The organism is Micromonospora sp. NPDC049201 (genome assembly GCF_055586805.1).
This window is the reverse complement of sequence record NZ_JBVJHM010000014.1, coordinates 34,004-58,061: the sequence shown is the minus strand read 5'-3', so window position 1 is coordinate 58,061 and position 24,058 is coordinate 34,004. Positions and strand designations below refer to the sequence as shown.

20 protein-coding genes are annotated in these 24,058 nt (G+C 72.0%); 10 read left to right on the top strand and 10 right to left on the bottom strand.

Annotated elements, in window-relative coordinates:
• Nucleotides 1–10 precede the first annotated feature (10 nt).
• Nucleotides 11–1,429 carry a hypothetical protein gene (locus ACZ6O5_RS26780; protein ID WP_465980466.1) on the top strand — a complete coding sequence of 473 codons (1,419 nt, stop codon included), beginning with the start codon at nucleotides 11–13 and terminating at the stop codon, nucleotides 1,427–1,429.
• A gap of 100 nt (nucleotides 1,430–1,529) precedes the next feature.
• Here ACZ6O5_RS26780 and rplI read toward each other — a convergent pair whose 3' ends face one another.
• The 4 genes from rplI to rpsF form a co-directional block, all read right to left on the bottom strand.
• Nucleotides 1,530–1,976, bottom strand: coding sequence for a 50S ribosomal protein L9 (rplI, locus tag ACZ6O5_RS26775; protein ID WP_281933971.1), 447 nt, complete (start codon nucleotides 1,974–1,976; stop codon nucleotides 1,530–1,532).
• Between the two features lie 14 nt (nucleotides 1,977–1,990).
• Nucleotides 1,991–2,230, bottom strand: a complete 240-nt coding sequence (rpsR, locus tag ACZ6O5_RS26770; RefSeq protein WP_007073789.1) for a 30S ribosomal protein S18 — start codon at nucleotides 2,228–2,230, stop codon at nucleotides 1,991–1,993.
• 41 nt (nucleotides 2,231–2,271) lie between these two features.
• Nucleotides 2,272–2,808, bottom strand: coding sequence for a single-stranded DNA-binding protein (locus ACZ6O5_RS26765; RefSeq protein WP_175441301.1), 537 nt, complete (start codon nucleotides 2,806–2,808; stop codon nucleotides 2,272–2,274).
• Nucleotides 2,809–2,888: 80 nt separating this feature from the next.
• Entirely contained in the window at nucleotides 2,889–3,179 is a 291-nt protein-coding gene (gene rpsF / locus ACZ6O5_RS26760; RefSeq protein ID WP_088643630.1) for a 30S ribosomal protein S6, read from the bottom strand.
• A 631-nt stretch (nucleotides 3,180–3,810) separates the two neighbouring features.
• On the opposite strand from rpsF, the gene ACZ6O5_RS26755 reads away from it, so the two are divergent.
• Nucleotides 3,811–4,593, top strand: a complete 783-nt coding sequence (locus ACZ6O5_RS26755; protein WP_465980465.1) for a deoxyribonuclease IV — start codon at nucleotides 3,811–3,813, stop codon at nucleotides 4,591–4,593.
• Nucleotides 4,590–6,908 carry a hypothetical protein gene (locus ACZ6O5_RS26750; RefSeq protein ID WP_465980464.1) on the top strand — a complete coding sequence of 773 codons (2,319 nt, stop codon included), beginning with the start codon at nucleotides 4,590–4,592 and terminating at the stop codon, nucleotides 6,906–6,908. Before ACZ6O5_RS26755 ends, ACZ6O5_RS26750 begins: the two co-directional genes overlap by 4 nt.
• A gap of 16 nt (nucleotides 6,909–6,924) precedes the next feature.
• Here the strand turns inward: ACZ6O5_RS26750 and ACZ6O5_RS26745 are convergent, their stop codons facing one another.
• The 3 genes from ACZ6O5_RS26745 to ACZ6O5_RS26735 all read right to left on the bottom strand — a co-directional run bounded on the left by ACZ6O5_RS26745 (nucleotide 6,925) and on the right by ACZ6O5_RS26735 (nucleotide 12,079).
• Complete coding sequence (locus ACZ6O5_RS26745; protein ID WP_465980463.1) at nucleotides 6,925–8,490, bottom strand: glycosyltransferase family 87 protein; 1,566 nt, start codon at nucleotides 8,488–8,490, stop codon at nucleotides 6,925–6,927.
• 122 nt (nucleotides 8,491–8,612) lie between these two features.
• Complete coding sequence (locus tag ACZ6O5_RS26740; protein WP_465980462.1) at nucleotides 8,613–11,438, bottom strand: transglycosylase domain-containing protein; 2,826 nt, start codon at nucleotides 11,436–11,438, stop codon at nucleotides 8,613–8,615.
• Nucleotides 11,439–11,632: 194 nt separating this feature from the next.
• Entirely contained in the window at nucleotides 11,633–12,079 is a 447-nt protein-coding gene (locus ACZ6O5_RS26735; RefSeq protein ID WP_107162012.1) for a DUF5318 domain-containing protein, read from the bottom strand.
• 176 nt (nucleotides 12,080–12,255) lie between these two features.
• Here ACZ6O5_RS26735 and ACZ6O5_RS26730 point away from each other — a divergent pair, with 176 nt between their 5' ends.
• Both ACZ6O5_RS26730 and ACZ6O5_RS26725 read left to right on the top strand, forming a co-directional pair.
• A complete protein-coding gene (locus tag ACZ6O5_RS26730) occupies nucleotides 12,256–12,894 on the top strand; it encodes a PadR family transcriptional regulator (protein ID WP_465980461.1) in 639 nt (212 codons plus the stop codon).
• Between the two features lie 23 nt (nucleotides 12,895–12,917).
• Nucleotides 12,918–13,997 (top strand): inositol-3-phosphate synthase, encoded by a 1,080-nt coding sequence (locus ACZ6O5_RS26725; protein WP_107162010.1) that lies wholly within the window; start codon nucleotides 12,918–12,920, stop codon nucleotides 13,995–13,997.
• Nucleotides 13,998–14,085: 88 nt separating this feature from the next.
• Here ACZ6O5_RS26725 and ACZ6O5_RS26720 read toward each other — a convergent pair whose 3' ends face one another.
• Complete coding sequence (locus ACZ6O5_RS26720) at nucleotides 14,086–14,565, bottom strand: methylated-DNA--[protein]-cysteine S-methyltransferase (protein WP_465980460.1); 480 nt, start codon at nucleotides 14,563–14,565, stop codon at nucleotides 14,086–14,088.
• Nucleotides 14,566–14,632: 67 nt separating this feature from the next.
• Between ACZ6O5_RS26720 and ACZ6O5_RS26715 the strand changes: the two genes are divergently transcribed.
• From ACZ6O5_RS26715 to ACZ6O5_RS26700, 4 genes are read left to right on the top strand one after another with little or no spacing between them, the layout of a single operon-like run.
• A complete protein-coding gene (locus ACZ6O5_RS26715; RefSeq protein WP_465980459.1) occupies nucleotides 14,633–15,142 on the top strand; it encodes a SigE family RNA polymerase sigma factor in 510 nt (169 codons plus the stop codon).
• A complete protein-coding gene (locus ACZ6O5_RS26710) occupies nucleotides 15,139–16,230 on the top strand; it encodes a TolB family protein (RefSeq protein ID WP_465980458.1) in 1,092 nt (363 codons plus the stop codon). The genes ACZ6O5_RS26715 and ACZ6O5_RS26710 overlap by 4 nt, the downstream gene beginning before the upstream one ends.
• Nucleotides 16,231–16,271: 41 nt before the next feature.
• Complete coding sequence (locus tag ACZ6O5_RS26705) at nucleotides 16,272–16,793, top strand: NfeD family protein (RefSeq protein ID WP_281933951.1); 522 nt, start codon at nucleotides 16,272–16,274, stop codon at nucleotides 16,791–16,793.
• Between the two features lie 25 nt (nucleotides 16,794–16,818).
• Nucleotides 16,819–18,324 (top strand): flotillin family protein, encoded by a 1,506-nt coding sequence (locus tag ACZ6O5_RS26700; protein WP_357298760.1) that lies wholly within the window; start codon nucleotides 16,819–16,821, stop codon nucleotides 18,322–18,324.
• 58 nt (nucleotides 18,325–18,382) lie between these two features.
• On the opposite strand, the gene ACZ6O5_RS26695 is transcribed toward ACZ6O5_RS26700, so the two are convergent.
• Together ACZ6O5_RS26695 and ACZ6O5_RS26690 are read right to left on the bottom strand one after the other, a co-directional pair.
• On the bottom strand, nucleotides 18,383–20,422 hold the full coding sequence (locus ACZ6O5_RS26695) for a S8 family serine peptidase (RefSeq protein WP_465980457.1): 2,040 nt from the start codon (nucleotides 20,420–20,422) through the stop codon (nucleotides 18,383–18,385).
• 182 nt (nucleotides 20,423–20,604) lie between these two features.
• Nucleotides 20,605–22,062, bottom strand: a complete 1,458-nt coding sequence (locus ACZ6O5_RS26690) for a CCA tRNA nucleotidyltransferase (RefSeq protein WP_465980456.1) — start codon at nucleotides 22,060–22,062, stop codon at nucleotides 20,605–20,607.
• Nucleotides 22,063–22,193: 131 nt separating this feature from the next.
• On the opposite strand from ACZ6O5_RS26690, the gene murJ reads away from it, so the two are divergent.
• Nucleotides 22,194–23,939 carry a murein biosynthesis integral membrane protein MurJ gene (murJ, locus tag ACZ6O5_RS26685; protein ID WP_465980455.1) on the top strand — a complete coding sequence of 582 codons (1,746 nt, stop codon included), beginning with the start codon at nucleotides 22,194–22,196 and terminating at the stop codon, nucleotides 23,937–23,939.
• Nucleotides 23,940–24,058 lie beyond the last annotated feature (119 nt).

Genomic DNA, 24,058 nt, shown 5'->3' with positions numbered 1-24,058 from the left:
TCCGCGGCGCGTGGACCCGTACGCGCCGGAGCGTCAGCGCACGCCGAGCCGGCGCCGGGCGATCGAGCGCGGTCAGGACGAGCCGGTGGACGCCTACCTTCCCCGGTGGGCGGTGGAGTCGGGAATCAGTCGGGCGGACGGCGGTGGGCGGCATGCCGCGCCGGACGACGACGAGGCGGAGGCCGGGTCGCCCGCTTCCGACGGTGGTTGGCGAGCCGAGGCCGGTCGGCGTCGGGACGACGGCCGGCGCGGGCTGCGAGCCGTCGGGGCCGGGCCGGTGTCCGAGCACACCGCCGAGTGGACCATGGACGCCCCGCAGGAACAGGGCTACGTCGGGAGCCGACGGGCCGAGTCCGGCGAGGACGGGCCGGTGTCCGGAACGGCGCCCCGCAGCCGTCCGCGACGTGCGGCGACCCGACGGCCGGAGGTGATCTGGTCGGGGCTGCCGGAGGAGGCGGACCCGGGTGGTGACACCGGCGGACGGGAGACCGAGCGGCCAGCCCGGCGGAGTCCCCGGGCCGCGACCGGTTCCTCCTGGCCGCCGTCGGCGGTGGATCCGTGGGAGCGGGGTCGGGCGGCCGAGCCGGCTCCGGCGGAGCAGCCGGCGGTCGACCCGTGGGACGCGTCGGGCGTGCACGCGTGGGGTCGGGCGGACGCCGGGAGCCGGTGGGAGCAGGCCGGGAGCCGGTGGGACCGCACCGAGCACACCGGTGAGTGGGACCGGTTCACCGACACCGGTCACCTCGACCGGGTGCGGGACGCCGGTCCGCGGTATCCGGCGGCCGACCCGTGGGACCGGACGGCACCGCCGGTCCGGGAGGGTTGGGCGTCGCCGGAGCAGGTCGAGGAGTTCTGGTCGGGGACCCGGTTGGCGGGTGACGATCCGCGGTGGATGGAGACGCCGACGTCGGCGCCGCAGTCGCCGGTGGTCGCGTACACCGCGCCGCGTCCCCGGGCCGCGCCCCGGCGCCGGGCGGTGGAGCCGGTCGGGCCGGGCGGGCCCGCGGTGCGCCGACGGATGGACCCGATCGGCGGCGGTTCGTGGAGCCGGCGGTTGGAGGACGACCTGCTGGACCCGGATCCGGGTGGGCCGTTGCGACCGCTCGTCTACACGGCCGCCTGCTATCTGGTGCCGGCGGTGCTGCTCTTCCTCGGTCTGGTCCTCTTGGACGGGCAGGCCCCGGCGGGGTGTGTCACCGACATCAGTGGTGGAGGTTGCGACTCGCCGCGGGCGCACGCGTTCGCGTCGTTGTCGGCGGCGGCGCCGAGGTTCGGGCTGGCGCTGGTGAGCAGCCTCGTGGTGGCGGTGCTGCTGCGTCAGGTCGGTACGACGTGGCGGTCGGCGACGGTGGCGTTGGCGGCGGCCGTGGTGGGTGGTGGGCTGTCCACGGTGGTGATCAGCGCGGTGACCGGCCAGCCGATCGGCTGATGTGCCGGCGGCGGGTCGCCGGGAGATGGCGGGTCGCGGGGAGATGTGGAAAGGGCCCGCACCGGAGAACCGGTGCGGGCCCTTTCGTGGTGCGGTGGGGTCAGCCCTTGACCACGTTCAGGTCGAACTTGGCGGTCACCTCGGGGTGCAGCCGGATGCTGACCGGGTAGGCGCCGAGCGACTTGATGTGGCCGGGCGTCTCCAGCCGGCGACGGTCCAGGCTCGGACCGCCGGCCGCCCTGACGGCGTCGACGATCTCGGCCGGGGTGACCGAACCGAAGAGCCGACCGCCGTCGCCGGCGCGGGCCTTCAGGTTGACCTTCAGGCCCTCGAGCTGGCCCTTGATCTCGTTGGCGTGGTCGAGGTCGCGGACCTCGCGGGCCGAGCGGGCCCGCTTGATGACCGTGACCTGCTTCTCGGCGCCCTTGGTCCAGGCGATCGCGAAGCCCTGCGGCAGCAGGTAGTTACGGCCGAAGCCGTCCTTGACCTCGACGATGTCGCCCGGAGAGCCGAGGCCGGACACCTCCTGGGTGAGGATGATCTTCATGTCCGTGCCTCCCCTCAGCGGGCCGTGGCCGTGTAGGGCAGGAGCGCCATCTCACGGGCGTTCTTGACCGCACGGGCGATCTGCCGCTGCTGCTGCGAGGTCACGCCGGTCACCCGTCGAGCGCGGATCTTGCCGCGGTCGGAGATGAACTTGCGCAGCAGCGCGGTGTCCTTGTAATCGATATAGGTGATCCCGTCCTTGTCGAGCGGGTTCACCTTCTTCTTCGGCTTGCGCAGTGCCGCAGCCTTCGCCATTGCTCTTGCTCCTGGTTTGCGATCGCGGGCGCTCGGCGCCATCAGAACGGGGGCTCCTCGTCGAAGTTTCCGCCGCCCGAACCAGCGCGGGAGGGGGCCGGGGCAGCCGAGGCCCAGGGGTCGTCGAAGTTGCCTCCGCCGCCGCCCTGGCCACCACCGCCACCACCGCCGAAGCCGCCGCCTCCGCCACCGGAGCGGGACATCTTCTGCACCTTCGCCGTGGCGTAGCGCAGGGACGGGCCGATCTCGTCGACCTCCAGCTCGATGACGGTGCGCTTCTCACCCTCGCGGGTCTCGTACGACCGCTGACGCAGCCGGCCGGACACGATCACCCGGGCGCCGCGCTGCAGCGACTCGGCGACGTTCTCGGCGGCCTGGCGCCAAACTGTGCACGAGAGGAACAGCGGCTCGCCGTCCTTCCACTCGCCGGACGCCTTGTCCATGAACCGGGGTGTCGAAGCGACCCGGAACTTGGCCACCGCCGCACCGGAGGGGGTGAACCGCAACTCGGGGTCATCGGTCAGGTTGCCGATGACCGTGATGGTGGTGTCTCCTGCCATGACCATCTCCTCGCGCACTCATCGTTGTGCCGTACAGGCTCTCAGAGCCCTCCGACAGCGCGGATGAGGCTTGATCCGGACGTGCCGGGTCTAGATGCTCAGCGCATCTCCGGGCGAATGACCTTGGTGCGCAGCACCGACTCGTTGAGTCGGAGCTGACGGTCCAGCTCAGCCACGGCCTCCGGCGTCGCCTGGAGGTCGACGACGGCGTAGATGCCCTCGGCCTTTTTGTTGATCTCGTACGCGAGGCGCCGGCGGCCCCACACGTCGGTCTTCTCCACCGAGCCACCCGCGGTCCGGATCACGTTCAGGTACGTGTCGAGAGACGGGGCGACGGTGCGCTCCTCGAGGCTGGGATCGAGGATCACCATGACTTCATAGTGACGCAAGACGTGCTCACCTCCTGTGGGCTAGGCGGCCACGGTCCTTCCGTGGCAGGAGGTCGTGCGTCGTGGCCCGCCCGATGCCGGGGGAACCCGGCCGGACGCGGACAACCGCACAAGGATAGCCGGTCCGGACGATCATGCCGGGGCCGGTGGTCCGGGTGCCCCCGGAGGCGGCGACAGGGGCCCACCTCCGGCGTCGGGCGCCGAGAAGGTGGACCCCTGTCCACGGGGCCGCGGGGCGTCCCGTCCGCATTCCTTGGGTGGGACCTGGGGAGGAACGACCACACCGATGAGGTTGGATCGGGAACGCCCCGCGGAGCTTTATCATGTTGTCATCTGGTCTGACCATACAGCGGCTGTCGTCACCACTTGGGGTAAATGCTGGAATTAATCCATCTGACCGGTTGCCGTGTGGGTGACGAGTGGACCCGCCCCGTCGTACCGGGCCGCACGGCGGGGCGATCCGTCGCCGAAGGCCGGCGCTCGCCGTCCGTGCTGTGGACCCGTCGGGCGGAGCGTCGACCATCGATCCCACCTCGGACAACGACCGCCGGGCCGGGCGGTGACGCGTCCGCCCGCCGGAACCCGCGCGCGTGCGCACCACGCGTCGTAGGCGCGACGTAGGCTGCCCTGCATGCGAATCGGAGCCCACGTCGACGCGACCGACCCACTGGCTGAGGCGGCCACCCGGGAGGCCGAGGCGGTGCAGTTCTTCCTCGCCGACCCGCAGGGTTGGAAGGCCCCGAAGCCGCGGGAGGACGCCGAGCGCCTGCGCGCCGCCGACGTCGACCTCTACGTCCACGCGCCCTACGTGATCAACGTGGCCACGCTCAACAACCGGATCCGCATCCCGAGCCGCAAGCTGCTGCTCGCCCACGCCACCGCCGCGGCGACCGTCGGGGCCCGCGGGCTGATCGTGCACGGCGGCCACGTCAACGCCGGGGGCGACCTCGCCGCCGGCTTCGACAACTGGCGCAAGACCTTCGCGTACGCGGCGGACTCCGGCGGCTTCCCGCTGCCGGTGCTGATCGAGAACACCGCCGGCGGTGACAACGCCTGCGCCCGGCACCTGGACGCGCTGGCCCGGCTCTGGGACGCGCTCGGCGACCACGAGGTCGGCTTCTGCCTCGACACCTGTCACGCCCACGCCGGCGGCGAGGAGCTGCTGGGTCTGGTCGACCGGGTCAAGGCGATCACCGGCCGGATCGACCTGATCCACGCGAACAACTCGAAGGGCGCCTTCAACTCCGGCCAGGACCGCCACGACAACCTCACCGGCGGCACCATCGAGCCGGAGCTGCTGGTGGCGGTGATCCGGGCGGCCGGAGCACCGGTGATCGTCGAGACCCCGGGCGGCGTCGAGGGACAGGCCGCCGACATCGCGTTCCTGCGCGCCCAGTTGGGCGCCACGGCATGACCACGGAGCAGTCCGGCGCGACCGGTCGTTCCGGCACCGACCCTCGACCGGCCGCGAAGGGCTCCCCGGCCGACGGGGCAGAGCCCGCACCGGGCCGAGCCACCGACAAGGTGGAGGGCGGCACGGGCGCGGCGGCCGGCACGAGCGGGTCCCGGGCCGACAGCGACGAGTCCGCCGACGCGGCGGACGGCGACGGCAAGGACAGGAACGGCGACGGCAAGGACAGCGCTGGCGACGGCAAGGACAGGAACGGCGACGGCAGGGACGGGAACGGTGACGGCAGGGACGGCGGCGGCGACGGCGGCAAGAGCCGGCGCAGGTCCGGCCGGAGCAGGCGCGACGGCAGGCGCACGACCGCCGACGCCGGCAAGAACGGGCGCGGCGCCACGCGCCCGGACCAGACCACCGGGACGGACCAGACCGGCGGCGCGGGGGCGGACCAGACCACCGGCACGAGCAAGACCACCGACACCGACCCGACCGGCAGCGCCGGCACGGACAAGACCTCGAACACGGACCAGACCACCGGTACGGACGGTGCGGAGCCGGCGGATCCCTGGACCGCGTTCGGGCCGGCACCCGAGCCGGTGCTCGGCCGGGCCCGCCGGGCGGTCCGCGCGGTGGGCCGGTTCCTGGTGCACGAGTGGACGCTCGCCGCCGTCGCCGCGCTGGCCCTGGCCGCTGCGATGACCTGGCCCACGCTGCGCTATCCGCGCTACACCCTGCCGCAGGACCACTGGGACCCGAGCCTCCAGGCGTGGCAGATGGCGTGGTCCGGCCACATCCTGCGCACCGATCCGGCGATGCTCTGGCACTCCAACACGTTCTTCCCGGAGAACTGGAGCTTCGCGTTCTCCGACACGCTGCTCGGGTACGCGCCGGCCGGCCTGATCGGCGTCGGTCCGGAGCACGCCGTGCTGCGCTACAACATCATGTTCGTACTGGCCCACGCGCTCGCCGCGTTCGGGGCGTACGCGCTGGCCCGGCAGCTCGGCGCGGGCCGGATCGGCGGCGCGGTGGCCGGGGCGGGCTTCGCGTACGCGCCGTGGCTGCTGGCCCAGGCCGGGCACCTGCACATCATCTCCAACGGTGGCATCCCGTTGGCGCTGGCCATGCTCGCCCGCGGTCACGGCTGGTCGCTGCGGTACGGCTACCGCCCGCGCCGCCGGCACGCGGGTTGGGCACTCGCCGGCTGGCTGGTGGCCGCCTGGCAGCTCAGCCTCGGCTTCGGCATCGGGCTGCCGTTCGCGTACCTGCTGGCCGGGGTGGTGCTGGTCTCGGCGGTGCTGTGGTTCGTCCGGCGTCGGCGGGTGAAGCGCCCGTTCGGTCGCCGGCTGTTCCTGGCCGACCTGTTCGGCGGGCTGGTGTTCGCCGCGGTGGGTGGCCTGCTGGCGATTCCCTTCTTCAAGGTCGCCGAGCTGCACCCCAACGCGGCCCGCACGCTCGCCGAGATCCAGCTCTACTCGCCGCCGGCCAGCGGCCTGTTCACCGCGCCGGGTGAGTCCCGGGTCTGGGGCGAGCTGCACGAGGGGGCGCGGGCGGCACTGCCCTGGCCTCCGGAGATGACGCTGCTGCCGGGTTTCGCGCTCTACGCGCTGGCCGCCGGTGGCTTGTTCTTCTCGGTCTGGCGGGTCCGCCACCGGCTCTTCCTGCTCGCCGGCGTGCTGGTGACGATGGCGTTGGCGATGGGCACCCGGTTCCTCGACGGCCGGTTCACCTACGTGCCGCTCTTCGACTACCTGCCGGGCTGGAACGGGCTGCGTACGCCGGGCCGGATGATGCTCTGGGCCACGCTGCTGCTCGGCCTGCTCGCGGCCGGCGCGGTCACCGCGTTCTGCGCCCGGGTGCGGGAGCTCGCCGCCGAACGGGTGCCGCCGTGGCCCGGCCCGTGGCTCCGGCTGGCCACGCTGCTGCCGCTGGCGCTGGTGCTCGCCGAGGGGTTAAACGTCACCCCGCATCCGGTGGTGCCGCAGCAGCCGTCGGTGATGCGGGCCGTCGACGGGCCGTTGCTGGTGCTGCCCACCAGCCAGAACCTGGACCAGCCGGTGATGCTCTGGTCGACGGACCGGTTCCAGCAGATGGTCAACGGCGGCAGCGGCTTCACCCCGGCGTCCCAGGCCCGGACCCGCGAGGCCACGGTCAGCTTCCCCGACTACGCCAGCGTCGACTACCTGCGGCAGATCGGCGTCCGGAACGTGGTGGTGCTCCGGGACCAGTTGGGCGGCACCCCGTGGGAGGGGATGCTCGACCGGCCGGTCGAGGGGCTGGGGGTGACCCGGGAGCAGATCGGCGACGCGGTCGTCTACCGCCTGTGACCTCTGCCGCCGGGTCTCAGGCGGGCACGGGTTCGACGGGGTGGTCGGTGACGCCGGAGCGGGCGCGCCAGCGCTGGTGCCAGGGCGCGTCCGGCGCGCCGTCGAGCACTCCGCCGTCGGGGTCGTCGGCGTAGGTCTGGCGCACCGCGTCCTGGTCGGGCCGCAGGATGTCCCGGATGACGAAGCCGCAGAGCACCGCCACGGTGATCAGGCGGAGGCTGGAGGCCAGCACGAACACGCCCTCCGGGAAGACCGGCCGGGAGGTGGCGGTGCCGAGCAGTTCGCCGTAGAACGCGACGAAGTAGCAGACCTCGGCGAACTGCCAGGCCAGGAACGCGCCCCACCGGGGTCGGGCGAGCACCGCGACTGGCAGCAGCCAGAGCACGAACTGCTGCGACCAGACCTTGCTGAAGATCAGGAAGGCGGCCACCACCAGGAACGCGACCTGCGCGAGCCGGGGCCGGCGCGGGGCGAGCAGAGCGAGCGCGGCCACGCCGAGGCAGGCCAGCCCGAACAGCAGGTACGACACCCAGTTCAGGGTGGGGATGTTCGCGTTGAGCCACTCGAACGGGCCGAGTTCGCCGGGCGCCGACGGGCTGATCCGGCCGTCCAGGTAGCGGCCGATGTACCAGAGCGTGCCCCAGTCGATGGGACGGGTGGTGTTCAGGTCGAAGAACCGTCCCCAACTCTCCCGGTACGGGATCGCCACCGGCAGGTTGACCGCGACCAACGTCACCAGCGCGGTGGCCGTGGCGACGAGCCCGGCGAGCAGCCGGCCGGCGCGCAGCGTGAGGATCAGGATCGGGCCGAGCAGGAACAGCGGCCACATCTTCGCCGCGCCGCCGAGCCCGAGCAGCAGGCCCGCCAGCCCGGGCATCAGCATGCCGAGCCGGTCGGGTCGGCTGCGCGCCCAGGCCAGCAGCCCGAACGCGGCGAGGCCGACGGCGAGCAGGTCCCAGTTGACGGTGGCGGTGAGCACCAGCGCCGGCGAGAGGGCGAACAGCGCCGCGTCCCAGGGTCGTCGGCGGCGCAGGCTGAGGATGACCGCGACGGTGGCGACCGCGAGCGCGCCGAGCACCAGCGCGTTGAGGTTGTAGAACCACTGCCCCTGGTTGATGGTGGGGTTGTCCACGCCGAGGGCGTGCACCGGGAGGCCGAGCGCGCCCATGAAGTAGCCGGTCAGCACCGGGTACTCCACCGGGTGGTCGGCGTAGGGCACCTTGCCCTCGTTGAGACCCTCGGCGTAGTAGAGCGCCAGCACGTCGGTGTAGCACATCCGGGTGTACTGGACGTTGTTCTGCCAGGCGCCGTCCTGGCAGGGGGACTTCTGCACCCAGTGCAGCGCGAGTGTGAGGCAGATCAGGGCCAGCACGATCCGCGCCGCGCTCCAGAACCGGCTGTCGCGGCCGGCCGGCCGGTCCAGGGCGGCGGCGTGGTCACCGAGCGGTCCGCCGATCAGTCCGGACGTGCCGCGGACGAACCAGTCCGAGCGGGACGGGTGGTCCTCGGTCGCTCCGGGCCGGGGCGTCTGCTCCCCGGACGTGCCGGGTTCATCGATGCCTGCGGTCGACTGGGTGCTCATGGAGAGGCATCCTGCCGTACGTCGGGGCCGTCCGTCCCGCCGCGCGCGCAGAAATTCCGGTACGCGAAACGCGGCGGCGGCCGGACCGCTCGGGTCCGGCCGCCGCCGTCGGGTGGTACGTGTCAGTTGGTCTGGCGGGTGGGTGGGGTGCTGGGCAGCACTCCACCGCCTCGCCCGCCGCCACCGGGGAGGCCGCCGCCGGGGTTGCCGCCGCCCTGGTCGCCGCCGCCGGGGGTACCGCCGCCGCCCGGGTTGCCGCCGCCGGGGTTGTTGCCGCCGGGGCAGAACAGGCCGAGCGGGTCACAGGACGGCCCGCCGGGCTCGTTCGGGGCCGGCGGCGGGGGTGCGGGCATCTCGCCGTTGCCGGTGTCGTCCTTGCCGACGTTCGCGGCCGGCGGGAAGTCTTCCTTGTCCTTGCCCTTGAGCGCGTCGTTCATGAAGCGCTGGAAGATCTCGCCGGGCATCTTGGCGCCGCTGATGTCCGCGCCGCCCTTGTACTTGATGGCCTTGCGGGCACCCTTGTTGCCGACCCAGACGGCGGTGGCGAGCTGCGGCGTGTAGCCGATCATCCAGGCGTCGCCGTTGCGGGTGCTGCCGTCGCCGAGTTCCCAGGTGCCGGTCTTCTCGGCGGCCTTGCGGCCGTCGTCGAGCCGGCGGTTCACCTGGCCCGGGTACTGCTCCAGCACGGAGGTGACGTCGGCGACGATGTCCTTCTCGATCCGCCGCTGCGACTTGAGTTGCTCGCCGCCGACCCTGTCCCACTTGCCGGTGTTCGGGTTCTGCTTCTCGACCGTCCGGATGAAGTGCGCCTTGTTGTAGACGCCCTCGTTGGCGAAGGTGGCCACGCCGTTGGCGTGGTCGAGCACCGTGATCGGGTACTGGCCGTAGCCGATCACGTGGAAGAACGGATTCGGCGCGAGGTCCTTCGGGTCGGCCTTGGTCAGGTCGTGCGGCTTGGCCGGGTTGGTGTCGGTCTGCCACATGGTGGTGACGCCGGCCTGCTTGGCCATGTCGAGAACCTTGTCCGGGCCGATCTTCTCAGTGATGTAGTAGAACGGCACGTTCAGCGACTTGAGCGTGGACAGTTCCAGCGTGCAGGAGTCGCCACAGGAGACCTTGTCGGCGCCGGCGTTGCTGACCTTGAACTTCGTGTCCTTCGGCGTGAACGCGGAGCCCTTCCAGCGGGACTTGATGGAGATGCCCTCCTTCAGCGCCGCCGCCAGCGTGTAGATCTTGAAACTCGAACCCGGCGAGTGGCCACCGCTGACCACGCCGTTCTCGATGTTCTTGCCGGCGTAGTCGGTGCCGGTGCCGTTGTCACCGCCGTAGTAGGCGAGCACCCGGCCGGTCTTCGGGTCGATGGACACTATGGCAGCCATCAGGTTCGACGGCTGCCCGGCGAGCGCGGAGCCCTTCTTGGCCCGCTGGGCGGCGTCGAGCGCCGCCTCCTGCATCTTGGCGTTGATGGTCGTGGTGATCTTGTAACCACCACGGCTCAGCGCCTTCGAGCAGAGCGGCTTCACGTCGGTCGCCTCGGCCTCGTTGTCGGTGCAGAGGTTCATCTCGCGCATTTCCTGCGAGACGTAGTTGACGACGTTGCCGTACGGCGTGTCGATGCCGAAGCCGCCGGCGCTGTTCTTCGTCGGCTTCGCGATGTTCTTCGGGTATTCGGTGGGGTGCTGCGGCATGTTCGGCGCGTCCAGCCACTTCTCGGTGATCATGCCGTTGATGACGTAGTTCCACCGGTCCAGCGCGTCCTGCGGGTTGATCGCCGGGTCGTAGCCCTGGTGCGTGGAACTCGGCTCGGGCTGCTTGATCAGCGCGGCGAGCACCGCCGCCTCGGCGACGGTCAGCTTGTTGACGTCCTTGTTGAAGTACGTCCGTGCCGCCGACTGGATGCCGTACGCGCCCCGGCCGAAGTAGATGACGTTCAGGTAGTGCTGCATGATCGTCCGCTTGTCGTAGCGGTCGTTCAGCTTGGAGGCGAGGACCGCCTCCTTCACCTTGCGGCCGTACGAGTCCTGGTTCAGGTTGTCGAACGCGTTGCGGGCGTACTGCTGGGTGATCGTCGAGGCACCCTGCTTGTCGCCGCCGCTCACGTTGTTCCAGGCGGCCCGCGCGATGCCCTTGTAGTCCACGCCGGAGTGACGGTAGAAGTTGCGGTCCTCCGCCGCCGCGACCGCGTGCTGGACGTGCTCCGGGATCTGGTCGATGGTGACCAACTGCCGGTTCTGGTCGCCGATCCGGGCGATGGGAGTCTTGCCGGTGGAGTCGTAGATGGTGGTCGACAGCGGCGGGATGGTGTCCTCCGGGAGCACCACCTTGGTGGAGTACCAGGTGAAGCTGACCACGCCGATGCCGGCGAGCATGATGAACACGGCGAAGCCGGCGATCAGCATGTTGAGCCGGCGCCGCTTCTTCGCCCGGCCCGGATCCCCACCGCGGCCGGCGCGACCAGGGCCGGTCGGACCACCCGGGCCACCCGGACCGCCGGGGCCGCCGCTGTAGCCGGGCACCCCGGCCCGGGCCACCGCGGCCCGGCCGCCGACGGGTGCCGCGCCGACGCTTGCCCGTCCGGCGCCGCCCACGCTCGCCGCGCCGACCGAGGCACGCCCGGCCGGTCCGGCCGGGGAGACCGGCACGGACGCCCGGCCCGCGCCCGCGCGTCCGGCGACACCGGGTGCCGGCGAGACCGGCACCGAGGCGCGTCCCGCGCCGGCGCGGCCCACCGACGCCGAGCCCGAGGACCCAAGGGGCACCGGGGGAACGCCGCCGACCGGGGCCCGGCCGCCGACACCGCCCGGGGTGACCGAGGCACGCGCCGAGGCGCCACCCTCGGGGGCGCCGGACCAACCGTTCCCGCGCGAACTCCGCTCGGAGCCGGGGTCGCCGTTCGGGCCCGGGATCTGGGCCCGCCCACGCGAAGAACTGGAATCGCCGTAGTTCATTCCTCACACCCTGCCGGTCGCGGTGGGGCGCGGGGGCGCCGCCACCGGGTTGCCGTGAGCTGGAACACGGAAGATTACCGGCCCGCCGCGCCGGTCCGTGTCCGTCAAATCCGACCTAATCGGACCAATTACGCTTAGCGGCTGTCGAGCATGCCGCCCGGGTAACGGACCGGCAGTGGTCGGGACAGCCGAGTTCACCGTTGCGCCTCTCGCCTTCGCCGGGCGGTGGAGCCGTCGGCCGCGGCCGACGCGGTCGCATCCGTCGCCTCGCCCGCGAGACCGTCCCGGCCGAGCAGGAACTGCTCGACGAGGTGGTTCCAGTCACAGCCGGGGCAGACCTCCACCACGAACACCTGGAACTCACGCAGCGTCATGGCCAGCACGGGCAACTCGGCCCGGGTACGCGCCTGACCCGCCGACTGCTTGAGTTCGTCACCGTAAATGTAGTGGACGTGGGTGAGGTTCTCGCTGCGGCAGATGGGGCAGCGGTGATCGGTCGGCTCGCCGTGGAAACGGGCCGCGTTCTTCAGGTACGGCGAGGCGTCGCAGACGTCGTACGTGCCGATCCGCCCGGCGAGGAGTTCACGCAGCACCGCTCGCTTCTGGAGCGAGTAGTCGACGACCTGGCGCTGCGTACGCATGCGGCAAAGGGTACGCGCTCCGACGAACCGAGGCGACCATGGTCACGATCAGTGAGGATCGCGTCGCGTAATCAGAGGTTTGCCCTGGCCACCCGTCTCGGCTACCGTTCGATGTATCGGCCCGATACATCGCGGCGGTTAAGCCCTCCGCGCAGGGGGAAAGAAGGGATGGCGCCGTGCTCGAGTTCGCCATCCTGGGCCTCCTGCAGGAGGCTCCGATGCACGGTTACGAGCTGCGCAAGGAGTTGACCGCCAAGCTCGGCGCCATCCGGGCGGCGATCAGCTACGGCTCGCTCTACCCGACCCTGCGACGGTTGCAGGCGGCGGGGTGGATCACCGAAGCCGCCGAGACACCCGCGACCGCCGAGGAGGTTCCCGCGCTGACCAGCCGACGCGGTCGGGTGGTCTACACCATTACCGCGGAGGGCAAGGAACGCTTCGCCCAGCTCATAGCGCAGGCTGGACCCGAGACGTACGACGACACGGGCTTCGGCGTGCACTTCGCGTTCTTCGCCCGGACCGACCAGGCCACCCGGCTCCGGATCCTGGAAGGTCGCCGTCGCAAGATCGAGGAGCGCCGCGAAGGTCTTCGTGACGTGCTCGGCCGGGCAGCCGAGCGCCTCGACGCGTACACCCTGGAACTGCAGCGCCACGGGCTCGACGCCTGCGAGCGCGAGGTCCGCTGGCTGGAGGAGCTCATCGCCAACGAGCGCTCCGGCCGGGCCCCGACCGCCCCGGATCCCCGGACGGTCGGCGGCCGAGGAGACAACGACAGCCCGCCCACGCCTGGAAAGTCCAGGACAGAGCGGCCGTGATGAAAAAGAAGGAGGCAGACGCTATGGGCTCCGTCCGCGTCGCCATCGTCGGTGTGGGTAACTGCGCCTCGTCCCTCGTACAGGGCGTGGAGTACTACCGGAACGCCGACCCGAACGACCGCGTCCCGGGTCTCATGCACGTCACCTTCGGCGACTACCACGTCTCGGACGTGGAGTTTGTCGCGGCGTTCGACGTGGACGCCAAGAAGGTGGGCATGGACCTCGCGGAGGCGATCGTCGCCAGCGAGAACAACACGATCAAGCTCTGCGACGTGCCGCCGACCGGCGTCAGCGTGCAGCGCGGCCCGACCTTCGACGGCCTGGGCCAGTACTACCGCGAGATCGTCGAGGAGTCGGACGCCACGCCGGTCGACGTGGCCCAGGCGCTGCGCGACGCGCAGGTCGACGTGGTGGTCTCCTACCTGCCGGTGGGCTCCGAGCAGGCCGACAAGTTCTACGCCCAGGCCGCGATCGACGCCGGGTGCGCGTTCGTCAACGCCCTCCCGGTCTTCATCGCCTCCGACCCGGAGTGGGCCAAGAAGTTCGAGGACGCGGGCCTGCCGATCGTCGGTGACGACATCAAGAGCCAGGTCGGCGCCACCATCGTGCACCGCGCGCTGGCGAAGCTCTTCGAGGACCGCGGGGTCGAGCTGCTGCGCACGTACCAGCTCAACTTCGGCGGCAACATGGACTTCATGAACATGCTGGAGCGCAACCGCCTGGTCTCGAAGAAGATCTCGAAGACCCAGTCGGTGACCTCCCAGATCCCGCACGAGATGCAGAAGAGCGACGTGCACATCGGCCCGTCCGACCACGTGCCGTGGCTGGACGACCGCAAGTGGGCGTACATCCGCCTGGAGGGCCGCTCCTTCGGCGACACCCCGCTCAACGCGGAGCTGAAGCTCGAGGTGTGGGACTCGCCGAACTCGGCCGGTGTCATCATCGACGCCGTCCGGGCCGCGAAGATCGCGCTGGACCGGAAGATCGGTGGCCCGATCCTCTCCGCCTCCTCGTACTTCATGAAGTCCCCGCCGCAGCAGTACGCCGACCACGACGCGCACGCCGCCGTCGAGTCCTTCATCAAGGGCGAGATCGAGCGCTGACGCGCTGACCTCAGCACATCGCGAGGGCCGGGTCCGTTCGGGACCCGGCCCTCCGTGTTCGTGCCGGCCGGTCGGGCGGGCGCGAAGGTCAGGACCAGGCGCGGCGCAGCGCGACGCCCGCCTCCAGCTCCAGCAGCGTCACCTTGCGCGGCAGCCCGCCGCCGAAACCGACCAGCTTGCCGCCCGCGCCGACGATCCGGTGACAGGGCACGATCACCGGCACCGGGTTGCGGTTGCACGCCACCCCCACCGCCCGGGCCGCGCCCGGGTCACCGAGCGCGCGGGCCACCTCGCCGTAGGTGGTCGTCTCGCCGTAGGGGATGCGGGTCATCTCCCGCCAGACCGCGCGCTCGAACTCCGAGCCGCGCGGCGCCGACACCGGCACGCCGAACTCGGTCAGCTCGCCGGCGAAGTAGGCCCGCAACTCGGCCACCGCCCGCCGGGCCAGGCCGTCGCCGGGTTCGTCGGACGCCGACGCCACCCGGCCGAAGTGCGCGCCGCGTACGGCGTCGGCGTCGGTGCCGACGGAGAACTCCCCGATCGGCGAGTCGAGCACGGTCCAGCGCATGCCACCCATTGTCGCGCGGCGGGCAAAGTTTCCTCCGCCCCGGGCGTCTGAGACACGGAGGTGGACGGTGGCGGAGGTCGACGGGGAGTTCACCGCGTTCGTCAACGAACGGGGGCCGGTCCTGCTGCGGGTCGCGTACGCGCTCGCCGGCAACCAGCACGCGGCCGAGGACCTGCTCCAGAACGCGCTGGCCAAGGCGTACGCCCGGTGGCCCCGGATCCGCGGCGACGCGGAGCCGTACGTGAAACGGATCCTCTACCACGACCAGGTCTCCGGCTGGCGGCGGCGGGCGCGGCGCGCGGAGGTGCCGGTGGCGGACGTGCCGGAGCGGCCGGCGGTCGGGGACGACAGTGACCTGCGGATGTTGCTGCGGGACGCGCTCCGGGCGCTGCCACCCCGGCAGCGCGCGGTGCTGACGCTGCGCTACCTGGAGGACCTGAGCGTCGAGCAGACGGCCGCGCTGCTCGGCTGCCGGCCGGGCACGGTGGCCAGCCAGAGCGCCAGGGCACTGGCCCGGCTGCGGCAACTGGTGCCGACCCTCGACGATCTGACCACCCGGGCGGAGGTGACCCGATGAGCACGTCGCTGGAGGAGACGCTCCGGACGGCCGTACGCGAGCTGGCCGACGGCGTCGCGCCCGCGCCGGACCTGGCGCTGCGGGCGCTCGGGCGGGGCCGACGGCTGCGTCGCCGCCGACGGGTCGCCGCGACCGCCGCCGCGCTGGTCGCGGTGGTGGCGGTGACGCTGCCGTTCGTGCTGTTGCGTCCCCGTTCCGCCCCGCCGCCCACGACCCCACCGGTCACCGTCTCCCCCTCGCCGGCGCTCCGGGCCGAACCCGGCGCGAACTGGGCGGACCGGCCGCTTGTGCTGCCCGGTGAGTGGGTGGTCACCCGCGCCCAGGTGGTGGGCGGCTCCGGCAGCGGGTTCCTGCTCGACCGCGGGCGCGGGCGCTACTTCGCCACCGACAGATACGACGGCATCTTTCCGGCGCCGACCGGCTCCCTCGTCGCGGTCCGCGACGACGGCCGTCCCCGGGACGTCGGCCTGTTCGATCTGGCCACCGGAAAGACCCGCTGGTACGAGGTGGGCCGGGCGCTCTCCACGCCGAGCTGGTCGCCGGACGGACGGCGGCTGCTGTTCACCACCAGCCAGGTCGACCACTTCGGTTTCATCGTGCTGGACCTGGACGGGCAGAAGAGGACCCATCCGGTGGGGCGGCTCGGCTGGCCCTGCGCCGACCGGTGCGAATTCACCTGGATGCCGGACGGCCGGTCGGTCGCGTTGACGTTGAGCAAGAAGAAGTCGGAGGCGTGGCCCCGGGACCTCGCCAAGGGGGTGCAACTCCTGTCGGTCGACGACGGCCGGCCCACCCGACTGGTCGAGCTGCCGGGCGGGCCTGTCGGCCCGGACGCCTGGTCGCCGGACGGCACGTTGGTGGTCGTCCAGGGGCATCAGGAGCCGCTGCTGGTGGAGACCGCGACCGGCCGGGTGGTGAATGCGCTGCCGAGCGCCGACGTCGCCTGGGTCACCGGCGACCGGCTGCTCTACCGCCGGCCGTTCGGCGCCGGAGACTTCGTGCTCGCCGACCGCACCGGTCGGGAACTGATCCGTCAGCCGCTGCCGAGGCAACTTGTCGACCTGGCGGTGACGATCGCGCCGTACTGAGCGCCCGTTCAGGGTGGAGGACGTTGCACCGGGTCGATACCGTGCAGGTCGTGGCCACGGGGACGCTCATTTTCCTGATCATCGGCGGAGTGGGCGTCGGTGTGCTGACGCTGGCCCTGCTCGGTTCGGGAGTGCTGCACCTCGGTCACCCGGACGTCGACGGGCCGGTGTCGCTGGAAGCGGTCGCCGGGTTCATCGGCGCGTTCGGGTTCGGCGGCGCGATCGTCAACGAGATGCTCGGGGCGCGTACCCCCGGCATGATCGCGGCGGCGGTGGCCGGCGGCGCGCTCGCCGCCGTGCCCACCGGCTGGCTGGCGGCCCGGTTGAGCCGCGCGGCCCGCGACATGCGCACCGACCCGACCCCCACCCGGGACCACCTGGCCGGCGCGATCGGTCTGGTGGTGACCCCGATCCCCAGCGACGGCTACGGCGAGGTCCGGGTCCGCCTCGCCGGCCAGCCGGTCAAACTCAACGCCCGGTCCGACCGGCCGATCCCGGTCGGCGCCCGGATCTTCGTGGTCGAAGCGCTCAGCGAGACCAGCGTGCACGTCGAGACCTACTGATCCCTCCGCACAGACGGGAACCCCCATGCCCCTGCTCGTCGCCATCGGCGGCGCGGTCCTCCTCGCCGTCCTGCTCGTCTTCTTCGTGCTCTCCCGGATCAAGGTGGCCGGGCCCAACGAGGCGTTCATCGTCACCGGCCGCAAGGGCCGCACCACCCAGACCGCCGACGGCATCCGGTCCACCGACATGTCCGGGCAGAAGGTCGTGCTCGGCGCCTCGGTGTTCGTGCTGCCGGTGGTGCAGAAGCTCCAGTCGCTCGACCTGTCCAGCCGGCGCATCGACGTCGGCATCCGGGGCGCGGTGAGCAAGCAGGGCATCCGCGCCGACCTGCACGGCGTCGCGATCGTCAAGGTCGGCGGCACCGAGGACGCCATCCGGGCCGCCGCCCAGCGCTTCCTGCACCAGCAGGACGAGATCGACAACTTCACCCGTGAGGTGCTGGCCGGCGCGCTGCGCTCGATCGTCGGCCGGCTCACCGTCGAGGAGGTCATCCGGGACCGGGCCGCGTTCGCCAGCGCGGTGGCCGAGGAGGCCGAGCACTCGATGACCAACCAGGGCCTGGTGCTGGACACGTTCCAGCTCCAGGACATCCTGGCCGAGGGCTCCTACCTGGCCGACCTGGGCCGGCCCGAGGCCGCCCGGGTGCTCAAGGACGCCGCCATCGCCGAGGCCCGCGCCCGGCAGGCCGCCGAGCAGGAGCGGCTGCTCGCCGAGGAGGCGATCGCCGAGGCGAACCGGAACCTGTCGCTCAAGCAGGCCGGCATCCAGGCCGAGATCGACGCGGCGAAGGCGAAGTCGGCCGCGGCCGGGCCGCTCGCCCAGGCCGAGCGGGACCAGGCGATCCTCTCCGAGCAGCAGAAGGTGGCCGAGCGCAACGCCGAGCTGAAGCAGCGCCAGCTCGACACCGAGGTCCGCAAGCCGGCCGACGCGCAGCGGTACAAGGTGGAGCAGGAGGCCGAGGCGGCCCGCAACGCGGCGGTGCTGCGCGCCGACGCCGAGCGGCAGGCCACCATCGCCGCCGCCCAGGCCATCGCCGAGCAGTCCCGCCTCACCGGTGAGGGTGAGCGGGCCCGCCGCGCCGCGCTGGCCGAGGCGAACGCGATCGAGGGCGCCAAGGAAGGTGAGGCGGAGCAGCGCCGGCGGTCCGCGATCGCCGAGGCGGTCGAGCGGGAGGGCCAGGCCGAGGCCGCGGCCATCCTGGCCAAGGGGCAGGCGGAGGCCGACGCGATGGCCCGCAAGGCCGAGGCGTTCGCCGCGTACGGCGAGGCGGCGGTGCTGGACCTGCTGGTGAAGGTGCTGCCCGAGGTGGTCGGTGCGGCGAGCGCCCCGATCGGCGCGATCGACAAGATGACAGTCATCTCCACCGACGGCGCCTCGTCGCTGACCAAGTCGGTGGCCGGCAACGTCGCCCAGGGTCTCCAGCTCGGCAGCGACCTGACCGGCATCGACCTGGCCGGCCTGCTCGCCCGGCTGGGCAGCGCGCACACCAACGGCAAGACCGCGGTGGACGGCAGCACGGTCACCCCGTGAACGACGGCGCCCGCCGGTTCCCCTCGGGGAGCCGGCGGGCGCCGTGCGGTGGTACGGGTCAGAGCACGGCGAGGACGAACTTCTCGCCGACGCCCAGGCCGAGGGTGTCGCTGTCCCAGTCGATGACGCGACTCGCGACGAGCTGGCTGGTGCCGGCACTGCCGGCGGTGACCGCCTTGCCGTTGGCGTTGGCGTAGAGGCTCACCGAGCCGTCACCGTAGTAGTCGAGGAAGACGAACGCCTCCCACGCGCCGATCGAGGTGCTGCGCGCGATCAGCGGCTTCGCCCCGGCGCTCTCCGCCGCCACGAACTTGCCGTTGGCCAGCGCCTTCAGGCCGAAGAAGCCGTCGCCGTCGCTGACCACCTCGTACTTCTCCCAGGCGCCGACGGTCGTCGCGCGGGGGATCAGCGGCTTCGCGCCGGCGCTCTCCGCCGTGACGTACCGGCCGCCGGCCACCGCCTTGATGCCGACGATCGGGGCCGGGGCGTCGAAGTCGAACTTCTCCGCCGCGCCGATCGAGGTCTTGCTGGCGATCAGCGGGGAGGTGGCGCTCGGCGCGGTGACGTACCGGCCGTTGATCGTGGCCTTCAGGCTGACCGTGCCGTCGGTGTTGTCGACGATCTGGAACTTCTCCCACGCGCCGATGGTGGCCGAGCGGGCGATCAACGGCTTCGCGCCGGCGCTCTCCGCCGTGACGAACTTGTTGGTGACCCGGGCGCGCAGGCCGTACAGGCCACCGCCGGCGTCGACCACGTCGAACTTCTCCCACGCGCCGATGGTGGTGCCGCGCGCGATCAGCGGCTTCGTCCCGGCGCTCTCCGCCACGACGTAGCGGCCGTTGGCCCGGGCCTTGAGCCCGTGCGAGCCCCGGGCGGTGGGCACCGCGCCGAGGTGCAGGAGCCGGTCCAGCGAGCCCATGCTGTCGTGCACCGCGCCGCCGATGCCGGTGGTGACCACGGAGTCGCGCACCTGCTGCGGCGTCCAGGTCGGGTGTGCCTCCAGCAGCAGCGCGGCGGCGCCCGCCACGTGCGGGGACGCCATCGAGGTGCCGCTCATCGCCACCGACCCGTCGGTGGTGCCCTGCTCCGCCGAGACGATGCCGGCGCCCGGCGCGAACGTGTCCAGGCAGGAGCCGTAGTTGGAGAACCGGGCCCGGAAGTCGAGCCGGTCGGTGGCCCCGACCGTGATCGCCGTCGGCACGCTCGCCGGCGAGACCGTGCAAGCGTCCGCCGACTCGTTGCCGGCCGCGACCGCGTACGTGACGCCGGCGGCGATCGAACGGGCGACCGCGTCGTTGATCGCCTGGTCGACCCGGTCGGAACCCAGGCTCATGTTGGCCACCGCCGGCTTGACCGCGTTGGCGGTGACCCACTCGATGCCGGCCAGCACCTGGTCGGTACGACCGCTGCCGTCGCAGTCGAGCACCCGCACGGCGACGAGCTCGACGTCCTTGGCCACGCCGTACTTCGTACCGCCGAGCGTGCCGGCCACGTGCGTGCCGTGGCCGTTGCAGTCCTGCGCCACGTCGTCGCCGTCGACGGCGTCGTAGCCGTAGCTGGCCCGCCCGCCGAAGTCCTCGTGGTCGATGTCGATGCCGGTGTCGATGACGTAGGCGGTGACCCCGGCGCCGGTCGCCGGATAGGTGTACCGGCCGTCGGTCTTCGGCTTGAGCTGGTCGATCCGGTCCAGCCCCCAGGGCGGCGTCGTCTGGCTGCCGGAGGTCTTCCAACGCTGGACCTGCTGGACGTACGCGACGGCCGGGTCGGCGGCGAGCCGCTCCGCCTGCCGGCGGTCCATGGCGGCGGAGTAGCCGTGCAGCGCCCGGCTGAACACGTGCCGGACGGAACCGCCGTGCTCGCCGGCGAGGGCCGACGCGGTGGACCGCACCTTGGCCGGGCTGGCCTTGCCGTCCTTCAGGACGACGATGTAGCTGCCCGGCACGGCGCTGGCCGTGCCGGCGCCCCGGATGTCGCCACGCGGCGGGGCGACCGGCTCGGCCAGGGCGGCGCCGCCGGTGGCGGCGCAGATGATCGAGGTGGCGGAGGTGAGGGCGAGCCCCACCAGCGCGGAGCGGCGCAGCGCGCCGGGACGTGACACCGAATTGTCTCCCCGTGTCCAGCGACCGTCCGGACCGGACGGGCGGATGAGATCAGGACAGCCGCGCCCGACGAGCAGGGGGCTGGCGATGACCAACATCATGCGGGAGAGATCGACCGGAACAGCTCAACCGTTCGGTCGACACGCCGGCGTATCGTCGTCGCTTTTTCCCGGCCGGCGGTTCAGCCGACGATGCCCTCGCCACGGGCCCAGCGCAGCAGCTCCGCCTCGGCCTCGTCCCGGTCCAGCGGGCCGCGCTCCAGGCGCAGCTCCTTGAGGTGCGCCCAGGCGCGGCCGACCACCGGGCCCGGCGGCACGCCGAGCAGCTCCATGATCGCGTTGCCGTCCAGGTCGGGCCGGACCCGGGCCAGGTCCTCCTCGGCGGCGATCCGGGCGATCCGCTCCTCCAACGCGTCGTAGTCGGCCGCGAGTTGGGCCGCCTTGCGCCGGTTGCGGGTGGTGCAGTCGGAACGGGTCAGCTTGTGCAGCCGGGACAGCAGGTCACCGGCGTCGGTGACGTACCGGCGGACCGCCGAGTCGGTCCACTCGCCCCGGCCGTACCCGTAGAAGCGCAGGTGCAGCCCGACCAGCTTGACCACCTGGGAGGTGACGTCCTTGGGGTAGCGCATCGCCTTCATCCGGGCCTTGGTCAGTCGCGCCCCGACCACCTCGTGGTGGTGGAAGCTGACCCGGCCGTCCGCGCCGACCGCCTTGGTGCCGGGCTTGCCGACGTCGTGCATGAGCGCGGCCATCCGCAGCACGAAGTCGCAGCCCTCCTCCTCCATCGACATGGCGTTGAGGACCACGGTGAGCGTGTGCTCGTAGACGTCCTTGTGCTGGGCGTGCTCGTCGATGGTGAGCTTGAGGCCGGTCAGCTCCGGCAGGAAGCGCTCGGCCAGGCCGGTGTCGACAAGCAGGCGCAGCCCGGTCACCGGGTCGGCCCCGCACAGCAGCTTGGTGAACTCGTCGCGGATCCGCTCGGCGGTGATCCGGTCGAGGTCGGACGCCATCCGGGCCATCGCGTCCTGGACGTCGGGGTGGACGGCGAAGCGGAGCTGCGCGGCGAACCGGGCCGCGCGCAGCATCCGCAGCGGGTCGTCACGGAACGACTCCTGCGGCGTGCCGGGCGTACGGATGACCTTGGCGGCGAGGTCGTCCAGACCGCCGTACGGGTCGGTGAACCGGTGGTCCGGGAGACTCACCGCCATCGCGTTGACGGTGAAGTCGCGACGCTTCAGGTCCTCGGCCAGGCTGGTGCCGTACTGCACCACCGGGTTGCGGCTCACCTGGTCGTAGACCTCGGCCCGGAAGGTGGTGATCTCCAGGGTGAGCCCGTCGCGCTGGCAGGCGATGGTCCCGAACTCCCGCCCGGTCTCCCAGATCGACTCGGCCCAGCCCCGGATGACCCTGACGGTCTCGTCCGGGTGGGCGTCGGTGCAGAAGTCGAGGTCGTTGCCGAGCCGGCCGAGCAGCGCGTCCCGAACCGATCCGCCCACCAGGTGCAGTTCGTGACCGGCACGGGCGAAGCGCCGACCCAGCTCGTCGGCGACCGGGGACACGCGGAGCAGCTCGGCGACGGCGTTGCGCTGCGCGGCGGTCAGCTCACGGCGATCGGCGGCGGAGGCGGAGGCTTCGGACATGGGATCGCCAGCCTAGCGGGCCGAGGGTGGATCGACCGCGCCGGGCGTGGGTAACCGGGCGAGGTTGACTAAGGTTCCGGTGGTGCGGGGCCGTCGGGCCCGGTTCCGACATCCCCCTGGGAGGCTGTGAGATGAGCGGCGGCGGCATCTACCGCAGCGCCAACGCGCACGGCGGCGGCCTGCCGCCGGACGACGGCGCGACCTTCATCTCGGCGGAGCCGCTGAACCAGCCGGGCGTCGAGTCGGTGGCGCCACCGCAGGAGGTGGTCGCCGAGACCAGCGCCGCGGCGAACAGCGCGGTGATGGCGATCGGCAGCCTGGTCAGCCGCGGCACCGGCTTCATCCGCAACCTGATGATCGGCGCGGCGCTGGGCGGCGCGCTGGTCGGTGACGCGTTCACCACCGCGATCTTCCTGCCGAACCAGGTGTACGAGTTCCTGCTCGGCGGCGTGCTCACCAGCGTGCTGATCCCGGTGCTGGTCCGGCGGCGCAAGTCCGACCCGGACCGGGGCGAGGCGTACTCCCAGCGGCTGCTCACGCTCGCGGTGCTGGCGCTGGCCGCCACCGTGCTGCTCGCCCTGGTCGCGGCGCCGGTGCTGACCGCCATCTACGCCGGCGGCAAGGACGCCGACTATCGCGGTCTGGTCACCGGCCTGTCGTACCTGATGTTGCCGATGCTGTTCTTCACCGGCGTGAGCGCGCTGATCGCCGCGGTGCTGAACACCCGCGGGCACTTCGCCGCGCCGATGTGGGCGCCCATCCTCAACAACCTGGTGGTCATCGGCGTCTGCGCGCTCTACATCGCGGTCTTCGGCGCCAACATCGTCCAGCCCGGCGAGATGAGCTGGGAACGGATCCTGCTGATCGGCGGCGGCACGCTGCTCGGTGTCGCGGTCCAGACCGCCGGCCTGCTGCCGGCGCTGCGCAAGGTCGGCTTCCGGTGGCGGTGGCGGTTCGACTTCCGGGCGCTCGGCCTGGCCGAACTGGCCCGGCTCGGTGGCTGGATGTTCTGCTACGTCGGGGTCAACCAGCTCGGCCTCTTCGTGGTGGTCAACCTGCTCACCCGCGCCGCCGGCGGCAACAACGCCGGTCTGCTGATCTACAACAACGTCTTCCTGCTGCTGATGATGGCGCACGGCATCATCGCGGTCTCGATCATCACCGCGCTGATGCCCCGGATGAGCGCCGCCGCCGCCGAGAGCCGGTTCGGCGACGTCACCGCCGACCTGTCCCGGGGCACCCGGATGGTCACCGCGGTGCTGGCCCCGATCGCGGTCTGCTACGCGGTGCTGGCCGCGCCGATCTCCGTGGTGGTGTTCCGCTACGGCGCGTTCACCGGCGACAACGCGGTGGCCACCTCGACCGTGCTGCTGGTCGCGGCGCTCGGCCTGGTGCCGTTCGCGGTCAGCCAGCTCTTCACGTTCGCGTTCTACGCGCTGCCCGACACGCGCACCCCGGCGCTGATCAACATTCCGGTGGTGATCCTGCGGGTGCTGCTTCAGGTCGGCCTCTTCCTGATCTTCTCGAACACGTTCGCGGCGGCCGGGATGATGCTCGGCAACGCGGTGTCGTACCTGGCCGCGGCCATCATCTCGGCGATGCTGCTGCGCCCTCGGGTGGGGCGGATCGGGTTGGGCCGGATCATGCGCACGCTCGGCCGGGTCGTGGTGGCCGCGCTCGGCGCCGCGCTGGTCGGCCTGCTCGTGCTCGCGGTGCTCCCGGGCGACCCGGCGAAGCTGAGCTGGTTCGCCGCCGCGGTGCAACTGGTGGTCGGCGGCGCGGCGATCGGCGGCACGTATCTCGGGCTGGCCATGCTGCTGCGGATCGGGGAGATCACCGAGGTGGTCGGCATGGTCCGACGGCGGCTCGGGCGCTGAGCGCCCACCTGTGACCGACGGTGAACGAGGATCACCAGGCTGGGGATACGGCTGTGGATAACTCGGGATTCCGCCGTCCAGTGGGCCTCTCGGCCTGTGGACAACCAACCGTACGGATG

Coding starts and splice junctions, on each gene's coding strand:
- rplI (WP_281933971.1), bottom strand. CDS start 1,976: ATGAAGATCATCCTCACCCAGGAGGTGTCCGGCCTCGGCTCTCCGGGC.
- ACZ6O5_RS26745 (WP_465980463.1), bottom strand. CDS start 8,490: ATGAGCACCCAGTCGACCGCAGGCATCGATGAACCCGGCACGTCCGGG.
- murJ (WP_465980455.1), top strand. CDS start 22,194: ATGAGCGGCGGCGGCATCTACCGCAGCGCCAACGCGCACGGCGGCGGC.
- rpsR (WP_007073789.1), bottom strand. CDS start 2,230: ATGGCGAAGGCTGCGGCACTGCGCAAGCCGAAGAAGAAGGTGAACCCG.
- ACZ6O5_RS26750 (WP_465980464.1), top strand. CDS start 4,590: ATGACCACGGAGCAGTCCGGCGCGACCGGTCGTTCCGGCACCGACCCT.
- ACZ6O5_RS26755 (WP_465980465.1), top strand. CDS start 3,811: ATGCGAATCGGAGCCCACGTCGACGCGACCGACCCACTGGCTGAGGCG.
- ACZ6O5_RS26735 (WP_107162012.1), bottom strand. CDS start 12,079: ATGCGTACGCAGCGCCAGGTCGTCGACTACTCGCTCCAGAAGCGAGCG.
- ACZ6O5_RS26710 (WP_465980458.1), top strand. CDS start 15,139: ATGAGCACGTCGCTGGAGGAGACGCTCCGGACGGCCGTACGCGAGCTG.
- ACZ6O5_RS26720 (WP_465980460.1), bottom strand. CDS start 14,565: ATGCGCTGGACCGTGCTCGACTCGCCGATCGGGGAGTTCTCCGTCGGC.
- ACZ6O5_RS26690 (WP_465980456.1), bottom strand. CDS start 22,062: ATGTCCGAAGCCTCCGCCTCCGCCGCCGATCGCCGTGAGCTGACCGCC.
- ACZ6O5_RS26740 (WP_465980462.1), bottom strand. CDS start 11,438: ATGAACTACGGCGATTCCAGTTCTTCGCGTGGGCGGGCCCAGATCCCG.
- ACZ6O5_RS26725 (WP_107162010.1), top strand. CDS start 12,918: ATGGGCTCCGTCCGCGTCGCCATCGTCGGTGTGGGTAACTGCGCCTCG.
- ACZ6O5_RS26700 (WP_357298760.1), top strand. CDS start 16,819: ATGCCCCTGCTCGTCGCCATCGGCGGCGCGGTCCTCCTCGCCGTCCTG.